This window comes from Kocuria sp. UCD-OTCP, from assembly GCF_000349605.1.
Lineage (GTDB): Bacteria > Actinomycetota > Actinomycetes > Actinomycetales > Micrococcaceae > Kocuria > Kocuria rosea.
In genome coordinates this window covers 42,243-54,603 of sequence record NZ_AOSQ01000021.1, presented here as the reverse complement: position 1 = coordinate 54,603, position 12,361 = coordinate 42,243, and the positions used below count along the sequence as shown (strand labels likewise).

Annotated in this window: 15 protein-coding genes; 1 reads left to right on the top strand and 14 read right to left on the bottom strand. The window is 71.1% G+C overall.

The window, feature by feature from the left end; all coding sequences use genetic code 11:
* Window position 1: 1 nt before the first annotated feature.
* Window positions 2-394 carry a large conductance mechanosensitive channel protein MscL gene (gene mscL, locus H488_RS27250; protein ID WP_031282960.1) on the top strand — a complete coding sequence of 131 codons (393 nt, stop codon included), beginning with the start codon at window positions 2-4 and terminating at the stop codon, window positions 392-394.
* An 82-nt stretch (window positions 395-476) separates the two neighbouring features.
* Here the strand turns inward: mscL and glmM are convergent, their stop codons facing one another.
* The 14 genes from glmM to secY form a co-directional block, all read right to left on the bottom strand.
* Window positions 477-1,832 (bottom strand): phosphoglucosamine mutase, encoded by a 1,356-nt coding sequence (gene glmM, locus H488_RS27245; protein ID WP_031282958.1) that lies wholly within the window; start codon window positions 1,830-1,832, stop codon window positions 477-479.
* Window positions 1,833-1,963: 131 nt separating this feature from the next.
* A complete protein-coding gene (gene rpsI / locus H488_RS27240; RefSeq protein ID WP_031282957.1) occupies window positions 1,964-2,470 on the bottom strand; it encodes a 30S ribosomal protein S9 in 507 nt (168 codons plus the stop codon).
* 33 nt (window positions 2,471-2,503) lie between these two features.
* Window positions 2,504-2,947 carry a 50S ribosomal protein L13 gene (gene rplM / locus H488_RS27235; RefSeq protein WP_017833326.1) on the bottom strand — a complete coding sequence of 148 codons (444 nt, stop codon included), beginning with the start codon at window positions 2,945-2,947 and terminating at the stop codon, window positions 2,504-2,506.
* A gap of 295 nt (window positions 2,948-3,242) precedes the next feature.
* Entirely contained in the window at window positions 3,243-4,211 is a 969-nt protein-coding gene (locus H488_RS27230; RefSeq protein ID WP_017833325.1) for a tRNA pseudouridine synthase A, read from the bottom strand.
* A 104-nt stretch (window positions 4,212-4,315) separates the two neighbouring features.
* The gene (gene rplQ / locus H488_RS27225) at window positions 4,316-5,077 is read right to left on the bottom strand and encodes a 50S ribosomal protein L17, sunset domain variant (RefSeq protein WP_031282955.1); all 762 of its coding nucleotides are present in this window, start codon (window positions 5,075-5,077) and stop codon (window positions 4,316-4,318) included.
* 67 nt (window positions 5,078-5,144) lie between these two features.
* Entirely contained in the window at window positions 5,145-6,152 is a 1,008-nt protein-coding gene (locus H488_RS27220) for a DNA-directed RNA polymerase subunit alpha (RefSeq protein ID WP_017833323.1), read from the bottom strand.
* A 137-nt stretch (window positions 6,153-6,289) separates the two neighbouring features.
* Window positions 6,290-6,694, bottom strand: coding sequence for a 30S ribosomal protein S11 (rpsK, locus tag H488_RS27215; protein WP_017833322.1), 405 nt, complete (start codon window positions 6,692-6,694; stop codon window positions 6,290-6,292).
* 82 nt (window positions 6,695-6,776) lie between these two features.
* The gene (rpsM, locus tag H488_RS27210; RefSeq protein WP_017833321.1) at window positions 6,777-7,145 is read right to left on the bottom strand and encodes a 30S ribosomal protein S13; all 369 of its coding nucleotides are present in this window, start codon (window positions 7,143-7,145) and stop codon (window positions 6,777-6,779) included.
* 168 nt (window positions 7,146-7,313) lie between these two features.
* On the bottom strand, window positions 7,314-7,427 hold the full coding sequence (gene rpmJ, locus H488_RS27205; RefSeq protein ID WP_017833320.1) for a 50S ribosomal protein L36: 114 nt from the start codon (window positions 7,425-7,427) through the stop codon (window positions 7,314-7,316).
* A gap of 55 nt (window positions 7,428-7,482) precedes the next feature.
* Window positions 7,483-7,704 carry a translation initiation factor IF-1 gene (infA, locus tag H488_RS27200; RefSeq protein WP_017833319.1) on the bottom strand — a complete coding sequence of 74 codons (222 nt, stop codon included), beginning with the start codon at window positions 7,702-7,704 and terminating at the stop codon, window positions 7,483-7,485.
* Window positions 7,705-7,955: 251 nt separating this feature from the next.
* Window positions 7,956-9,128: a 23S rRNA (adenine(2503)-C(2))-methyltransferase RlmN gene (gene rlmN / locus H488_RS27195; RefSeq protein ID WP_031282953.1), complete on the bottom strand. Its 1,173-nt coding sequence runs from the start codon at window positions 9,126-9,128 to the stop codon at window positions 7,956-7,958.
* 50 nt (window positions 9,129-9,178) lie between these two features.
* On the bottom strand, window positions 9,179-10,015 hold the full coding sequence (map, locus tag H488_RS27190; RefSeq protein ID WP_017833317.1) for a type I methionyl aminopeptidase: 837 nt from the start codon (window positions 10,013-10,015) through the stop codon (window positions 9,179-9,181).
* Window positions 10,016-10,132: 117 nt separating this feature from the next.
* Entirely contained in the window at window positions 10,133-10,696 is a 564-nt protein-coding gene (locus H488_RS27185; protein WP_017833316.1) for an adenylate kinase, read from the bottom strand.
* A gap of 85 nt (window positions 10,697-10,781) precedes the next feature.
* Window positions 10,782-12,092, bottom strand: coding sequence for a preprotein translocase subunit SecY (gene secY / locus H488_RS27180; protein WP_031282952.1), 1,311 nt, complete (start codon window positions 12,090-12,092; stop codon window positions 10,782-10,784).
* Window positions 12,093-12,361: the final 269 nt, after the last annotated feature.

Sequence of the window (12,361 nt, the reverse complement as noted above, 5' to 3'; positions counted from 1 at the left end):
CATGCTCAAGGGATTCCGGGAATTCATCATGAAGGGCAACGTGCTCGACCTGGCCGTCGCCGTGATCATCGGCGCGGCGTTCGCCCAGGTCGTCAACGCCATGGTCGAGGCGGTGCTCATGCCGCTCATCTCCGCGCTGGTCGGCTCGCCCAACTTCGACTCGTTCGCGGTGCTCACCGTCAACGGCAACGACATCAGGTTCGGCGTGCTGCTCACCGCGCTCGTCAACTTCCTGCTCGTGGCCGCCGCCGTGTACTTCGCCATCGTGCTGCCGATGAACAAGATGATCGAGGCCCGCAACCGCCGGCTCGGCATCGATCCCACCCAGGAGGAGGCCGACGCTCAGGTGCAGCTGCTCACCGAGATCCGCGACGCCCTGCGCCGACGCACCTGATCCCGGTCCCGCCGGTCCCGCCGGACGCCGGAGGCCCGCACCGTGCGCACGGTGCGGGCCTCCGGCGCCCGGCGGGACCGGCTCAGACGGTGAGGGCCAGCTCGCGCTCCACGACGGACGCGAGGAACTCCGTCTCGGCCCGGGCGATCTCCTCGGAGGCCGCCTCGACCATCACGCGGACCACCGGCTCGGTCCCCGAGGGGCGCAGCAGCACGCGGCCCGTCTCGCCGAGGCGCTGCTCGACCTCCGCGACGGCCGCCTGCACCCCGGGGTTGGAGCCCACCGCGGTGCGGTCCACCCCGCGCACGTTGAGCAGCACCTGCGGCAGCCGCGTCATCACGCGGGCCAGCTCCGCGAGCGGTGCGCGGGTCTGGGCCACGCGCGAGGCCAGCATCAGCCCGGTCAGCAGCCCGTCGCCGGTGGTGGCGTAGTCGGACATGATCACGTGGCCGGACTGCTCGCCGCCCAGGTTGTACCCGTGCTCGGTCATCGTCTCGAGGACGTAGCGGTCCCCCACGGCGGTCTCCCGAACGTCGATGCCCGCGTCCCGCAGGGCCAGCTTGAGGCCGAGGTTGCTCATCACGGTGGCCACGAGCGTGTCCTCGACGAGCCGGCCCGCGTCCTTGAGCGCCAGGGCGAGGATCGCCATGATCTGGTCCCCGTCGACCTCGCGGCCGGTGGCGTCCACGGCGAGGCAGCGGTCGGCGTCGCCGTCGTGGGCGATCCCGAGGTCGGCCCCGAGCTCGACGACGGCCCGCTGGAGGGGCTCCAGGTGGGTCGAGCCGCAGCCGTCGTTGATGTTCAGGCCGTCGGGCTCCGCGCCGATGACGTGCACCTCGGCGCCCGCGCCGCGGAAGGCGTCCGGCGAGACCCCGCTGGCGGCGCCGTTGGCGCAGTCCAGGACCACGCGCATCCCCTCGAGCCGGTGCGGGATGGCCCCCACCAGGTGCAGGACGTAGCGGTCCTCGGCGTCCGTGAGCAGGTGGATGCGCCCGACCCCGGCGCCGGTGGGGCGCCGGAAGTCGCCGGACTCGAAGACCTGCTGGATCTCGTCCTCCACCCGGTCCGGGAGCTTCCGCCCGCCGTGGGCCAGGAACTTGATCCCGTTGTCGGGGGCCGGGTTGTGCGAGGCGGAGATCATCACGCCGAAGTCGGCGTCGAGGTCCGCCACCAGGTAGGCCAGCGCGGGGGTCGGCAGGACCCCGGCGTCGTGGACGTCCACGCCCGAGCCGGCGAGACCCGCGGTCACGGCGGCGCTGAGGAACTCCCCGCTGGCCCGCCCGTCCCGGGCGACGACCGCCGTGGGGCGCCGCCCCTCGCGTGCGTGGCCGTGGCCGAGCACGATCGCGGCGGCCTGGGCCAGGTCCAGGGTCATGTTGGCTGTGAGGAGGTCGTTCGCGAGCCCGCGCACGCCGTCCGTTCCGAATAATCTAGACATCGCCCCCATCCTACGTTCCCCGCGGCCCGGACACCGGCAGGCGGGCAGAAACGAAGGGACCCCGTCCGACACCGGTGTGCACCGGGTCGGACGGGGTCCGTGACGCTGGGGCGGGCCGGGAGGCCCTCCGATCAGCGCTTCGAGTACTGCGGAGCCTTGCGGGCCTTCTTGAGACCGGCCTTCTTGCGCTCGATGACGCGCGGGTCGCGGGTCAGGAAGCCGGCCTTCTTGAGGGTCGGGCGGTTGTTCTCGAGGTCGATCTCGTTCAGGGCACGCGCCACGCCGTGGCGCAGGGCACCGGCCTGGCCGGAGGGGCCACCGCCGTGGATGCGGGCGATGACGTCGTAGGCGCCCTCGAGCTCCAGCACCTTGAAGGGGTCGTTGACCTCCTGCTGGTGCAGCTTGTTCGGGAAGTAGTTCTCCAGGGTGCGGCCGTTGACGGTCCACTGGCCGGAGCCGGGGACGACGCGCACGCGGGCGACGGCCTCCTTGCGGCGGCCGACGGCCTGGCCGGAGACGGTGAGGGCCGGGCGCTCGGCGGCGGCCTCGGTCTCCTCCGCGGGGGAGGACTCGGAGGTGTAGCTGCTCAGCTGCTCCTCGCCGTCCACGATGTTCTGCTCTTCAGTATTCTGAGCCACGATTTTCCTCGCTCGTTTCTGTCGTAGGCCCGGTTACTGGGCGACCTGGGTGAACTCGAAGGTCTGCGGCTGCTGGGCACCGTGGGGGTGCTCCGGGCCGGCGTAGACCTTGAGCTTGGACATCTGCTGGGCGGCCAGCTTGTTCTTCGGGAGCATGCCACGGATGGCCTTCTCCACGGCGCGGACCGGGTGCTTCTCCAGCAGCTCGGCGTAGGAGCTGGACTTGAGCCCGCCCGGGTAGCCGGAGTGGCGGTAGGCCCGCTTCTTCTCGAGCTTGGAGCCGGTCAGGGCCACCTTCTCGGCGTTGATGATGATGACGAAATCACCGGCGTCCACGTGGGGAGCAAAGGTCGGCTTGTGCTTTCCGCGCAGCAGCGTTGCGGTCTGGCTGGCAAGGCGACCCAGGACGACGTCGGTGGCATCGATGACGTGCCACTGGCGCTGGATGTCACCGGGCTTCGGGGTGTACGTACGCACGTTAGTTTGCCTTCGTTCGGGTTATCTCGGTGGCGCTAGTTGGGATCACGCCGTTTCTCGGTGTGCCGTCCGGGGCTCGGGTGAGGGCCGAGCTGCATCCGGTGCCCGAGACCCCGGTGCACCGGACCGCCAGGCGTCCTGCAACGGGACAGCGGATCCGGGTACACGTGAACCGAGGCGGGACACGCACAACAGCACCCCACGGTACCGGATGGAGCGGCCAAAGACCACTCGGGCCATACACCCGGAGGGTGCGGCGGTCAATCTCCCCGCGGGCGCCCGGGCCCGCGGAGGCTCACGCTCCGCCGTGCCGGGGCGTCCCGGGAGCGTCGCGGGGATCTCCTCGGAGCTCCTCGCGGGCGGGGTCGCCGAGCGGGGCGCGTCGCGCCCGGGTGCGCTCGGCCCGCTCCCCCAGGGCGGCGTCCCCGGGATAGCGGACCTCCTCGAGCACGAGGGCGTGCGGCGGGGCCATCAGCGCCTTGGCGTCCCGGACCCGCTCCGCGAGCCGGCGGCCGAGCCAGTCGGGGTCCTCGCGGCCCGCGCCCACGCGGGCGGCCGCGCCCACGACCGAGCGGACCATGTGGTGGCAGAAGGCGTCCGCCTCGATGCCCAGCAGCACGAGCCCGTCCCGGTCCCGCTCGACGGACACGTCCAGGACCTCCCGCACCGTCGTGGCGCCCTCCCGGGGGCGGCAGAAGGACAGGAAGTCGTGCAGCCCCAACAGCTCCTGCGCCGCCCGGGCCATGACGGGGACGTCGAGCACGTCCTTCGACCACCACGTCAGGTGCCGGGTCAGCGGGTCCCGGCCCGCCGCGCCGTCGTCGATCCGGTAGCTGTAGCGCCGGGAGACGGCGGAGAAGCGGGCGTCGAAGCCGGCGGGGGCGGCGCCCGCGCGGCGGACCACCACCGCGCCCGGGCACTCGGGCAGGCCCTGCGCGCGGCGGCCGCGGCCCAGGACGTGGGCCAGGGCCCCGGTGAGGCGGCGTTCGAGCGCCCGTCCCGGGTCTTCGTCCCGGCCGCGGGCGAGACCGGTCCACTCCGCGGGGGCCAGGTCCAGGTGCGCCACCTGGCCGCGGGCGTGCACCCCGGTGTCCGTCCGGCCGGCCACCGCGACCCGCACGTCCCGGCGGACCAGCACGGCGAGGGCGTCCTCCACGGCCCCCTGCACGGTCGGCAGGCCCGGCTGACGGGCCCACCCGGCGAACGGCGCGCCGTCGTAGGCCAGGTCGATCCGCACGCGCACGGGGGAATCGGACGGGCTCATGGTCAGCTCCTGGGAGGGGGTGGTGGGGGGTGCGGCGGGCACGACGACGCCGCCGGGGACCAGGTCCCCGGCGGCGTCGCGGTGTCCGTCCGTGCGTCGTCCGGTCAGCGCAGCTTCTGCGCGGCGGCGCCGCCGGCCGGCTGGAAGCCGGCGGCCTCGGCGTTGGCCGGCGAGTCGAACCAGATCTCGGCGGTGGTGCCCGCGTACCAGCGGGAGCCGGGCACGTGGTACTTCATCGAGTTCTTGTTGCCCTTGACCTCGAAGCCCTCGGGAGCCTCGCCGGACTCGAGCGGGGCGCGCGAACCGGGGAACTCGGCGTCGGAGTTCTCGGCGGCGACCTCGGCGGCCTGCTCGGAGCCGACCTCGGGGGCCTGCTCGTCGGCGGGGATCTCCTCGGCGGCGACCTCACCGGCGGTGGAGTCCGCCGGGGTGTCGACCGGGGCGGCGGGGGCCGGGGCGGCCTTCTCGGTGGCGCGCTCGGCCTCGGCCACGGTGGCCTTGGTCGCGACGGGCTCCATCACGAGCTCGATGACCGCCATGGGGGCGTTGTCGCCCTTGCGGTTGCCGATCTTGGTGATGCGGGTGTAGCCGCCGTTGCGGTCCTCCATCGCCGAGGCGATGGTGGTGAACAGCTCGTGCACCACGGACTTGTCGGTCAGCTGCGCCAGCACGCGACGGCGGGCGGCCAGGTCACCGCGCTTGGCGAAGGTGATCAGGCGCTCGGCGTAGGGACGCATCCGCTTCGCCTTGGTCACGGTGGTGGTGATGCGCTTGTGCTCGAACAGCTGCTGCGACAGGTTCGCCAGCATCAGGCGCTCGTGCGCGGGTCCGCCTCCGAGGCGGGGTCCCTTGGTGGGAGTAGGCATGGTTGTTGATCTCCTGGAAGTGTGTCCCGGCCCGGGCGGGCACCCGTCGGGACGTCAGCGGGAAGGACTAGTGGTCGTCGTCGTCGAACGGGTTCTCGTCGTCGATCGCGGCGGCGCGAGCGGCGAGGTCGAAACCGGGGGGCGAGTCCTTGAGGGACAGCCCGAGGTCGACGAGCTTGGCCTTGACCTCGTCGATCGACTTGGCGCCGAAGTTGCGGATGTCCATCAGGTCCGCCTCGGAACGGCCCACGAGCTCACCCACGGTGTGGATGCCCTCGCGCTTGAGGCAGTTGTAGGACCGCACGGTGAGCTCGAGGTCCTCGATGGGCAGCGCCATGTCGGCGGCCATCGCGGCGTCCGTCGGCGAGGGCCCGATCTCGATGCCCTCGGCGGCCGTGTTGAGCTCCCGGGCGAGACCGAACAGCTCGACCAGGGTGGTGCCGGCGGAGGCCACGGCGTCACGCGGGGTGATGGCCTCCTTGGTCTCCACGTCCAGGACCAGCTTGTCGAAGTCGGTGCGCTGCTCCACACGGGTGGCCTCCACGCGGAAGGTCACCTTCAGGACGGGCGAGTAGATCGAGTCGACCGGGATGCGGCCGATCTCCGCGTCCCCGGCCTTGTTCTGGGCGGCGGAGACGTACCCGCGCCCGCGCTCGATGGTCAGCTCGAGCTCGAGCTGGCCCTTCGCGTTGAGGGTCGCGATGTGCAGGTCCGGGTTGTGGATCTCCACACCGGCCGGGGCCGTGATGTCCGCGGCGGTGACGACGCCGGGGCCCTGCTTGCGCAGGTAGGCGACGACGGGCTCGTCCTGCTCCGAGGAGACGGCGAGCTTCTTGATGTTGAGAATGACCTCGGAGACGTCCTCCTTCACGCCCTCCACGGTGGAGAACTCGTGGAGCACCCCGTCGAGCCGGATGCTGGTCACGGCGGCACCGGGGATCGAGGACAGGAGGGTGCGGCGGAGGGAGTTGCCGAGGGTGTAGCCGAAGCCGGGCTCGAGCGGTTCGATCACGAAGCGGGACCGGTTGTCGGCCACGACCTCTTCAGAGAGGGTGGGGCGCTGTGCGATGAGCACTGATGTTTCCTTTCAGCGGGCATCCGCTATATGACGCGCGCAAATGGTGGAAAACAGTTGATGGGTGCGGACCGGTGCCCGGTCCGTTGTCGGCATGCGCACCGGGACCCCGCAGGGTCCCGGTGGGCGTGCTCACATCAGACGCGGCGGCGCTTCGGCGGGCGGCAACCGTTGTGCGCGCTCGGGGTGACGTCCGAGATGGAGCCGACCTCGAGGCCGGTGGCCTGCAGGGAGCGGATGGCGGTCTCGCGCCCGGAGCCGGGGCCCTTGACGAACACGTCGACCTTGCGCATGCCGTGCTCCTGCGCGCGCTTCGCGGCGGCCTCGGCGGCCATCTGGGCCGCGAAGGGGGTGGACTTGCGAGAGCCCTTGAAACCCATCTCGCCGGCGGACGACCAGGAGAGGACGGCGCCGGAGGGGTCGGTGATGGTGACGATGGTGTTGTTGAACGTCGACTTGATGTGGGCCTGGCCCTGGGTGACGTTCTTCTTGTCCTTGCGGCGGGGCTTGCGGGCAGCCGCTGCGCGAGTCTTCGGGGGCATGGAGATCTCCTACAAAGTTCGGGAAGAGTGGTGGTGGGCCGCTCGGGGGACCGCGGGGTCCTGGCGCACGAGCGGCAGCGGGCTACTTCTTCTTGCCGGCGACCGTGCGCTTCGGACCCTTGCGGGTGCGGGCGTTGGTCTTGGTGCGCTGACCGTGCACGGGCAGGCCGCGGCGGTGCCGGATGCCCTGGTAGCTGCCGATCTCGACCTTGCGGCGGATGTCGGCGGCCACCTCGCGGCGGAGGTCACCCTCGACCTTGTAGTTGTCCTCGATGTAGTCGCGCAGCTCCACGAGCTGGGCATCGGTGAGTTCGCGCACGCGCAGGTCGCCCGAGATGCCGGTGGCGTCCAGGGTGGCGAGCGCGCGGGTGCGACCCACGCCGTAGATGTAGGTGAGCGCAATTTCCAGCCGCTTTTCGCGGGGGAGGTCGACGCCTGCGAGACGAGCCATATCGGCGGTTCTCCTTGTGGTGTTCCAGAGGTCTGGAGCATCGCTGTCCGGTCGGGGACGTCATGTCCCCTCCGGTCCCCGGCCTCTGTACCGGGGGCGCCCGCCTGGATCTCTCCGGTCGGGAGCGGTGCCTTTGTGGATCCACTTGCGTGGGCAGCTCGGGGCGGGTCAGCCCTGACGCTGTTTGTGGCGCGGGTTCTCGCAGATCACCATGACCCGCCCGTTGCGGCGGATCACCTTGCACTTGTCGCAGATCGGCTTCACGCTCGGTTGGACCTTCATCGCATTCCTTCGCGTCGTTCTCTCGAGTGGTGTGCGGCCCGGACGGCCGCCGGTCCTACTTGTAGCGGTAGACGATACGACCGCGGGTGAGGTCGTACGGGCTCAGCTCCACCACCACGCGGTCCTCGGGGAGGATCCGGATGTAGTGCTGTCGCATCTTCCCGGAGATGTGGGCGAGGACCAGGTGACCGTTGTTCAGCTCAACGCGGAACATCGCGTTGGGCAGAGCCTCGACCACAGTGCCTTCGATCTCGATGACTCCGTCTTTCTTGGCCATATCCTCCGCTAACTTCAGGTGCCCCCCGCCGGGGCGGCGAGCAGGGTTTCGGGTGTACATCGTCGTTAAACGCCGCAGCGGACCTGTACGCGCGCACCATCACCGTTCGTGGTGCACGGTGAGGGTCGGCGTGGTCCGAAGTGTGCGGAATCGCTGGAGCACAGACAACCAACAGGACACTCTACGGGATCGGGGGCGCCTCCCGCAACGCGGGAGGCGCCCCCGGGGAGCGGTGCCGGGGACGACGGCGCTCAGACGGTCGCGGCGAGCTGCCCGCAGGCCCCGTCGATGTCGGAGCCGCGGGTGTCCCGCACGGTGGTGGGGATGCCGTGGGCCCGGAGCCGCTCCACGAAGTTCTGCTCCACGCCGGGCCGGGACGCGGTCCACTTGGAGCCGGGGGTCGGGTTGAGCGGGATGGGGTTCACGTGCACCCACCCCCCGCCGCGGGCGTTGAGCTTCTCGCCGAGGAGGTCGGCCCGCCACCCGTGGTCGTTGATGTCGCGGATCAGGGCGTACTCGATCGAGACCCGCCGGCCGGTGGCCTGGTAGTAGTCGTAGGCGGCGTCGAGGGCCTCGTCGACCTTCCAGCGGGTGTTGATCGGGATGAGCTCGTCGCGCAGCTCGTCGTCCGGGGCGTGCAGGGACAGCGCCAGGGTGACCGGCAGCTTCTCCTGCGTGAACTTCCGGATCCCGGGCACCAGGCCCACCGTGGACATGGTGATGCCGCGGGCCGAGATGCCGAGGCCCTCCGGGGAGGGGTCGATGAGGCGGTGGATCGCCCCGATCGAGGCCTTGTAGTTGGCGAGGGCCTCCCCCATGCCCATGAACACGATGTTGGAGATGCGCAGCGGCTCCTGCTCGGCCCGGCCCACCCTGCCGCCGCGGAGCATCCGGGCGCCCTGCACGACCTGCTCGACCATCTCCGCGGTCGAGAGGTTGCGGGTCAGGCCCGCCTGGCCGGTCGCGCAGAAGGGGCAGTTCATCCCGCAGCCGGCCTGGGAGGAGATGCACATGGTCACCCGGTGGGTGTAGCGCATGAGCACGGACTCCACGGTGGCGCCGTCGAAGCACCGGTGCACGTTCTTGACGGTGTCCCCCTGGTCGGCCTCGAGGCTGCGCACGGTGGTCAGCAGCGTCGGCAGGGCCTGGGAGACGAGCTCCTCCCGGCCCGCCGCGGGCAGATCGGTCATGTCCTCGGGGGCCGTGGCGAACCGGTCGAAGTAGTGGCGGGAGAGCTGGCCCGCCCGGAAGGGCTGGTGCCCCAGCTCGGCGAGGAACTCCCGGCGGCCCGCCATGTCGAAGTCGGCGAGGTGGCGTGGGGGCTTGCCGCGCCGCGGCGCGGCGAAGGTCAGCTGACCGGGCCGGGGCTTCACGGTGAGCTCGACGGGTGTGCTGGTGGTGCTCTGCTGCGGCTGCTGGGCCACGGTGTTCTCCTCGCGGTGTCGCGGGTCCGGGGTGGTGGAGAGCCGGCCGGTCACGGCAGGTCCTCCGGGATCGGGACGGGGCGCACGCCGAGGGGCTCGAGCTCGGAGGCCCCGCCGTCCTCGGCGGTGAGCACCCAGACGCCGTCGGCGTGCAGGGCCACGGAGTGCTCCCACTGGCTGGAGCGGGCGCCGTCGGTGGTGACCACGGTCCACTCGTCGTCGAGCACGCGGGTGCCGATCCCGCCGCGCACGAGCATCGGCTCGATGGCCAGCGCCATGCCGGCGCGCAGGCGGGGCCCGCGGTCGGTGCTGCGGAAGTTGAGCACGTCGGGGGCCATGTGCATCTTGGACCCGATGCCGTGGCCCACGTACTCCTCGAGGATCCCGAAGCGGTGCCCGGAGGCCTTCCGCACGTAGTCCTCCACGGCCGCGCCGATGTCGCCGACGTGCGTGCCGGTGGCCGCCGCCGCGATGCCGTGCCACATGGCGTTGCGGGTGACGTCGGAGAGCTCGGCGTCCGCGGGGTCCGGGCGGCCCAGGAGCACGGTGCGCGCGGAGTCCCCGTGCCAGCCCTCGACCACGGCCCCGCCGTCCACGGAGAGGATGTCCCCCTCCTGCAGCACCTGGTCCCCCGGGATGCCGTGGACGACCACCTCGTTGACGGACACGCACACCGCGGCGGGGTAGCCGAAGTAGCCGAGGAAGTTGGAGCTCGCCCCGTGCGCGTCGAGGACGGAACGGAAGACGTCGTCGAGGGACGCGGTGGTCACGCCGGGCACGGCGGCCGCCACGGCGGCGTCGAGGGCGCGGGAGGTCACCACCCCGGCGCGCTGCATGGTGCGCAGCTGGGCGTGGGTCTTGTACTCGATCCGGCGGCGGCCGAACATGCGGTCTTCCTTCCGAGCCGCTCCCCCGGTCGGGGAGCTCGCGGCTGTCGTGGGTTAAACGTGAGACCCCCGGGGGTGTCCGGGGGTGTCACGGCGTTCGCGGTGCGGGACGGTGCGTCAGGACAGCGCTGTCATGATCCGCTGGGAGACCTCGTCGACGGTCCCGAGCCCGTCGACCTCGCGGACGATGCCGCGCCGGTCGTAGACGTCGACGACCACGGCGGTCTCGGCGTCGTACACGTCGAGGCGGTGCCGGATGACCGCCTCCGTGTCGTCGGTGCGCCCCTCCTTCTGGGCCCGCCCGAGGAGCCGCTGGACGAGCTCGTCGCGGTCGGCGGTCAGCTTCAGCACCACGTCGAGCTCCTGCCCCAGCTCGTCGAGGATGGCGTCGAGCTCGTCCACCTGCGCGGCGTTGCGCGGGTAGCCGTCGAGCAGGAAGCCGTCGGCGGTGTCCGTCTCGGCGAGGCGGTCGCGGACCATCCGGTTGGTCACGGAGTCCGGGACGAGGTCGCCGGCGTCGATGTAGCTCTTGGCCTCCTGCCCCAGAGGGGTCCGGCCCTTGATGTTGGCCCGGAAGATGTCACCGGTGGAGATCGCCGGGATGCCGAGCCGCTCCGAGATGCGCACGGCCTGCGTGCCCTTGCCTGCGCCGGGGGGTCCGATGATGAGCATGCGGGTCATGAAGTCTCCTTGCGGTCGGTGGTGGCTGCGGTCACAGTCTACCGGGGCGTGCCCGCCGTCCCCGGCGGGGGACGGCGGGGTGGGGTCAGCGCAGCAGGCCCTCGTAGTTGCGCTGCTGCAGCTGGGCCTCGATCTGCTTCACCGTGTCCAGGCCCACGCCCACCATGATCAGCAGCGACGGACCGCCGAAGGGGAAGTTCTGGTTCGCGTCGATCAGCACGAGCGCCACGAGGGGGATCATGGACACGATGCCCAGGTAGAGGGCGCCCGGGAACGTGATCCGGCTGAGCACGTAGGCGAGGTACTTCTCGGTGGGCCGTCCCGCGCGGATCCCCGGGATGAAGCCGCCGTAGCGCTTCATGTTGTTGGAGACCTCCTCCGGGTTGAACGTGATCGACACGTAGAAGTACGTGAAGAACACGATCATCAGGAAGTACATCGCCATGTACACGGGGTGGTCGCCGGTGACGAGGTAGGTGTTGATCCAGTTGACCCAGCCGGGGATGTCCGTGCCGTCGTCCGGCATGCCGAACTGGGCGAGCATGCCGGGGAGCATCAGCATCGAGGACGCGAAGATGATGGGGATGACACCGGCCATGTTGACCTTGAGCGGGATGTAGGTGGTGGTCCCGCCGATCGTGCGCCGGCCCACCATCCGCTTGGCGTACTGCACGGGCACGCGGCGCTGGGACTGCTCCACGAACACCACGCAGGTGATCACCACGAGCCCCACGGCCAGCACGGAGAGGAACACGCCCCAGCCGCGGGTGCGGAGGATCTCGCCCAGCGCGGAGGGGAAGGTCGCGGCGATGGACGTGAAGATGAGCAGCGACATGCCGTTGCCCACGCCCTTCTCCGTGATCCGCTCCCCCAGCCACATGATGATCGCCGTGCCGGCGGTCATCGTGATGATGATGATCAGCACGGTCAGCCAGGTGTCGTTCGGGATGATCGGCAGGGGGCAGTCCCCCAGCAGGGCGCCGGACCGGGCGAGCGAGACCACCGTGGTGGCGTTGAGCAGCGCGAGGCCGATGGTGAGGTAGCGGGTGTACTGGGTCAGCTGCGTCTGCCCCTGCGCCCCCTCCTCGTGCAGCTCCTGGAAGCGCGGGATGACCACGCGCAGCAGCTGCACGATGATGCTCGCGGTGATGTAGGGCATGACGCCCAGGGCGAAGACCGACAGCTGCAGCAGCGCGCCGCCGCTGAAGAGGTTCACCATGTCGTACACGCCGCCCGTGGTGGTCCCGAGGGCCAGGCACTGCTGCACGTTGCCGTAGTCGACGCCCGGCGCCGGGATGAACGTGCCCAGGCGGTAGAGCACGATGAGGGCGAGGGTGAACCCCAGCTTGCGTCGCAGGTCGGGGGTTCGCAACGCCCGTCCGAAAGCGCTGAGCACATGTCCTCCTAGAGACTGGGTCCGACCGGCATCCGGTGGCGGGGGGTGTGGTGGTGCGGGAGCTCGGTCCGGGGTCCCCGCGCCCGGTGGGCGCGGGCGACTCCGGCAAGTCTAGCGAACGCGGCCCGCCCGGGACTCACCGGGGGCGCGCGCCGACGGGGCGGGCTCGTGCCCGCCGACGGATCAGGCCCCGCCCACGCTGGCGTGGACGGGGCCTGATCCGTGGGTGCCGCGGGGCCGGGCGTGTTTTCGAAGCAGTTTTGGCCGGC

Coding starts and splice junctions, on each gene's coding strand:
- mscL (WP_031282960.1), top strand. CDS start 2: ATGCTCAAGGGATTCCGGGAATTCATCATGAAGGGCAACGTGCTCGAC.
- glmM (WP_031282958.1), bottom strand. CDS start 1,832: ATGTCTAGATTATTCGGAACGGACGGCGTGCGCGGGCTCGCGAACGAC.
- H488_RS27230 (WP_017833325.1), bottom strand. CDS start 4,211: ATGAGCCCGTCCGATTCCCCCGTGCGCGTGCGGATCGACCTGGCCTAC.
- rplQ (WP_031282955.1), bottom strand. CDS start 5,077: ATGCCTACTCCCACCAAGGGACCCCGCCTCGGAGGCGGACCCGCGCAC.
- rpsK (WP_017833322.1), bottom strand. CDS start 6,694: ATGCCCCCGAAGACTCGCGCAGCGGCTGCCCGCAAGCCCCGCCGCAAG.
- rpsM (WP_017833321.1), bottom strand. CDS start 7,145: ATGGCTCGTCTCGCAGGCGTCGACCTCCCCCGCGAAAAGCGGCTGGAA.
- rpmJ (WP_017833320.1), bottom strand. CDS start 7,427: ATGAAGGTCCAACCGAGCGTGAAGCCGATCTGCGACAAGTGCAAGGTG.
- infA (WP_017833319.1), bottom strand. CDS start 7,704: ATGGCCAAGAAAGACGGAGTCATCGAGATCGAAGGCACTGTGGTCGAG.
- map (WP_017833317.1), bottom strand. CDS start 10,015: ATGTTCGGCCGCCGCCGGATCGAGTACAAGACCCACGCCCAGCTGCGC.
- H488_RS27185 (WP_017833316.1), bottom strand. CDS start 10,696: ATGACCCGCATGCTCATCATCGGACCCCCCGGCGCAGGCAAGGGCACG.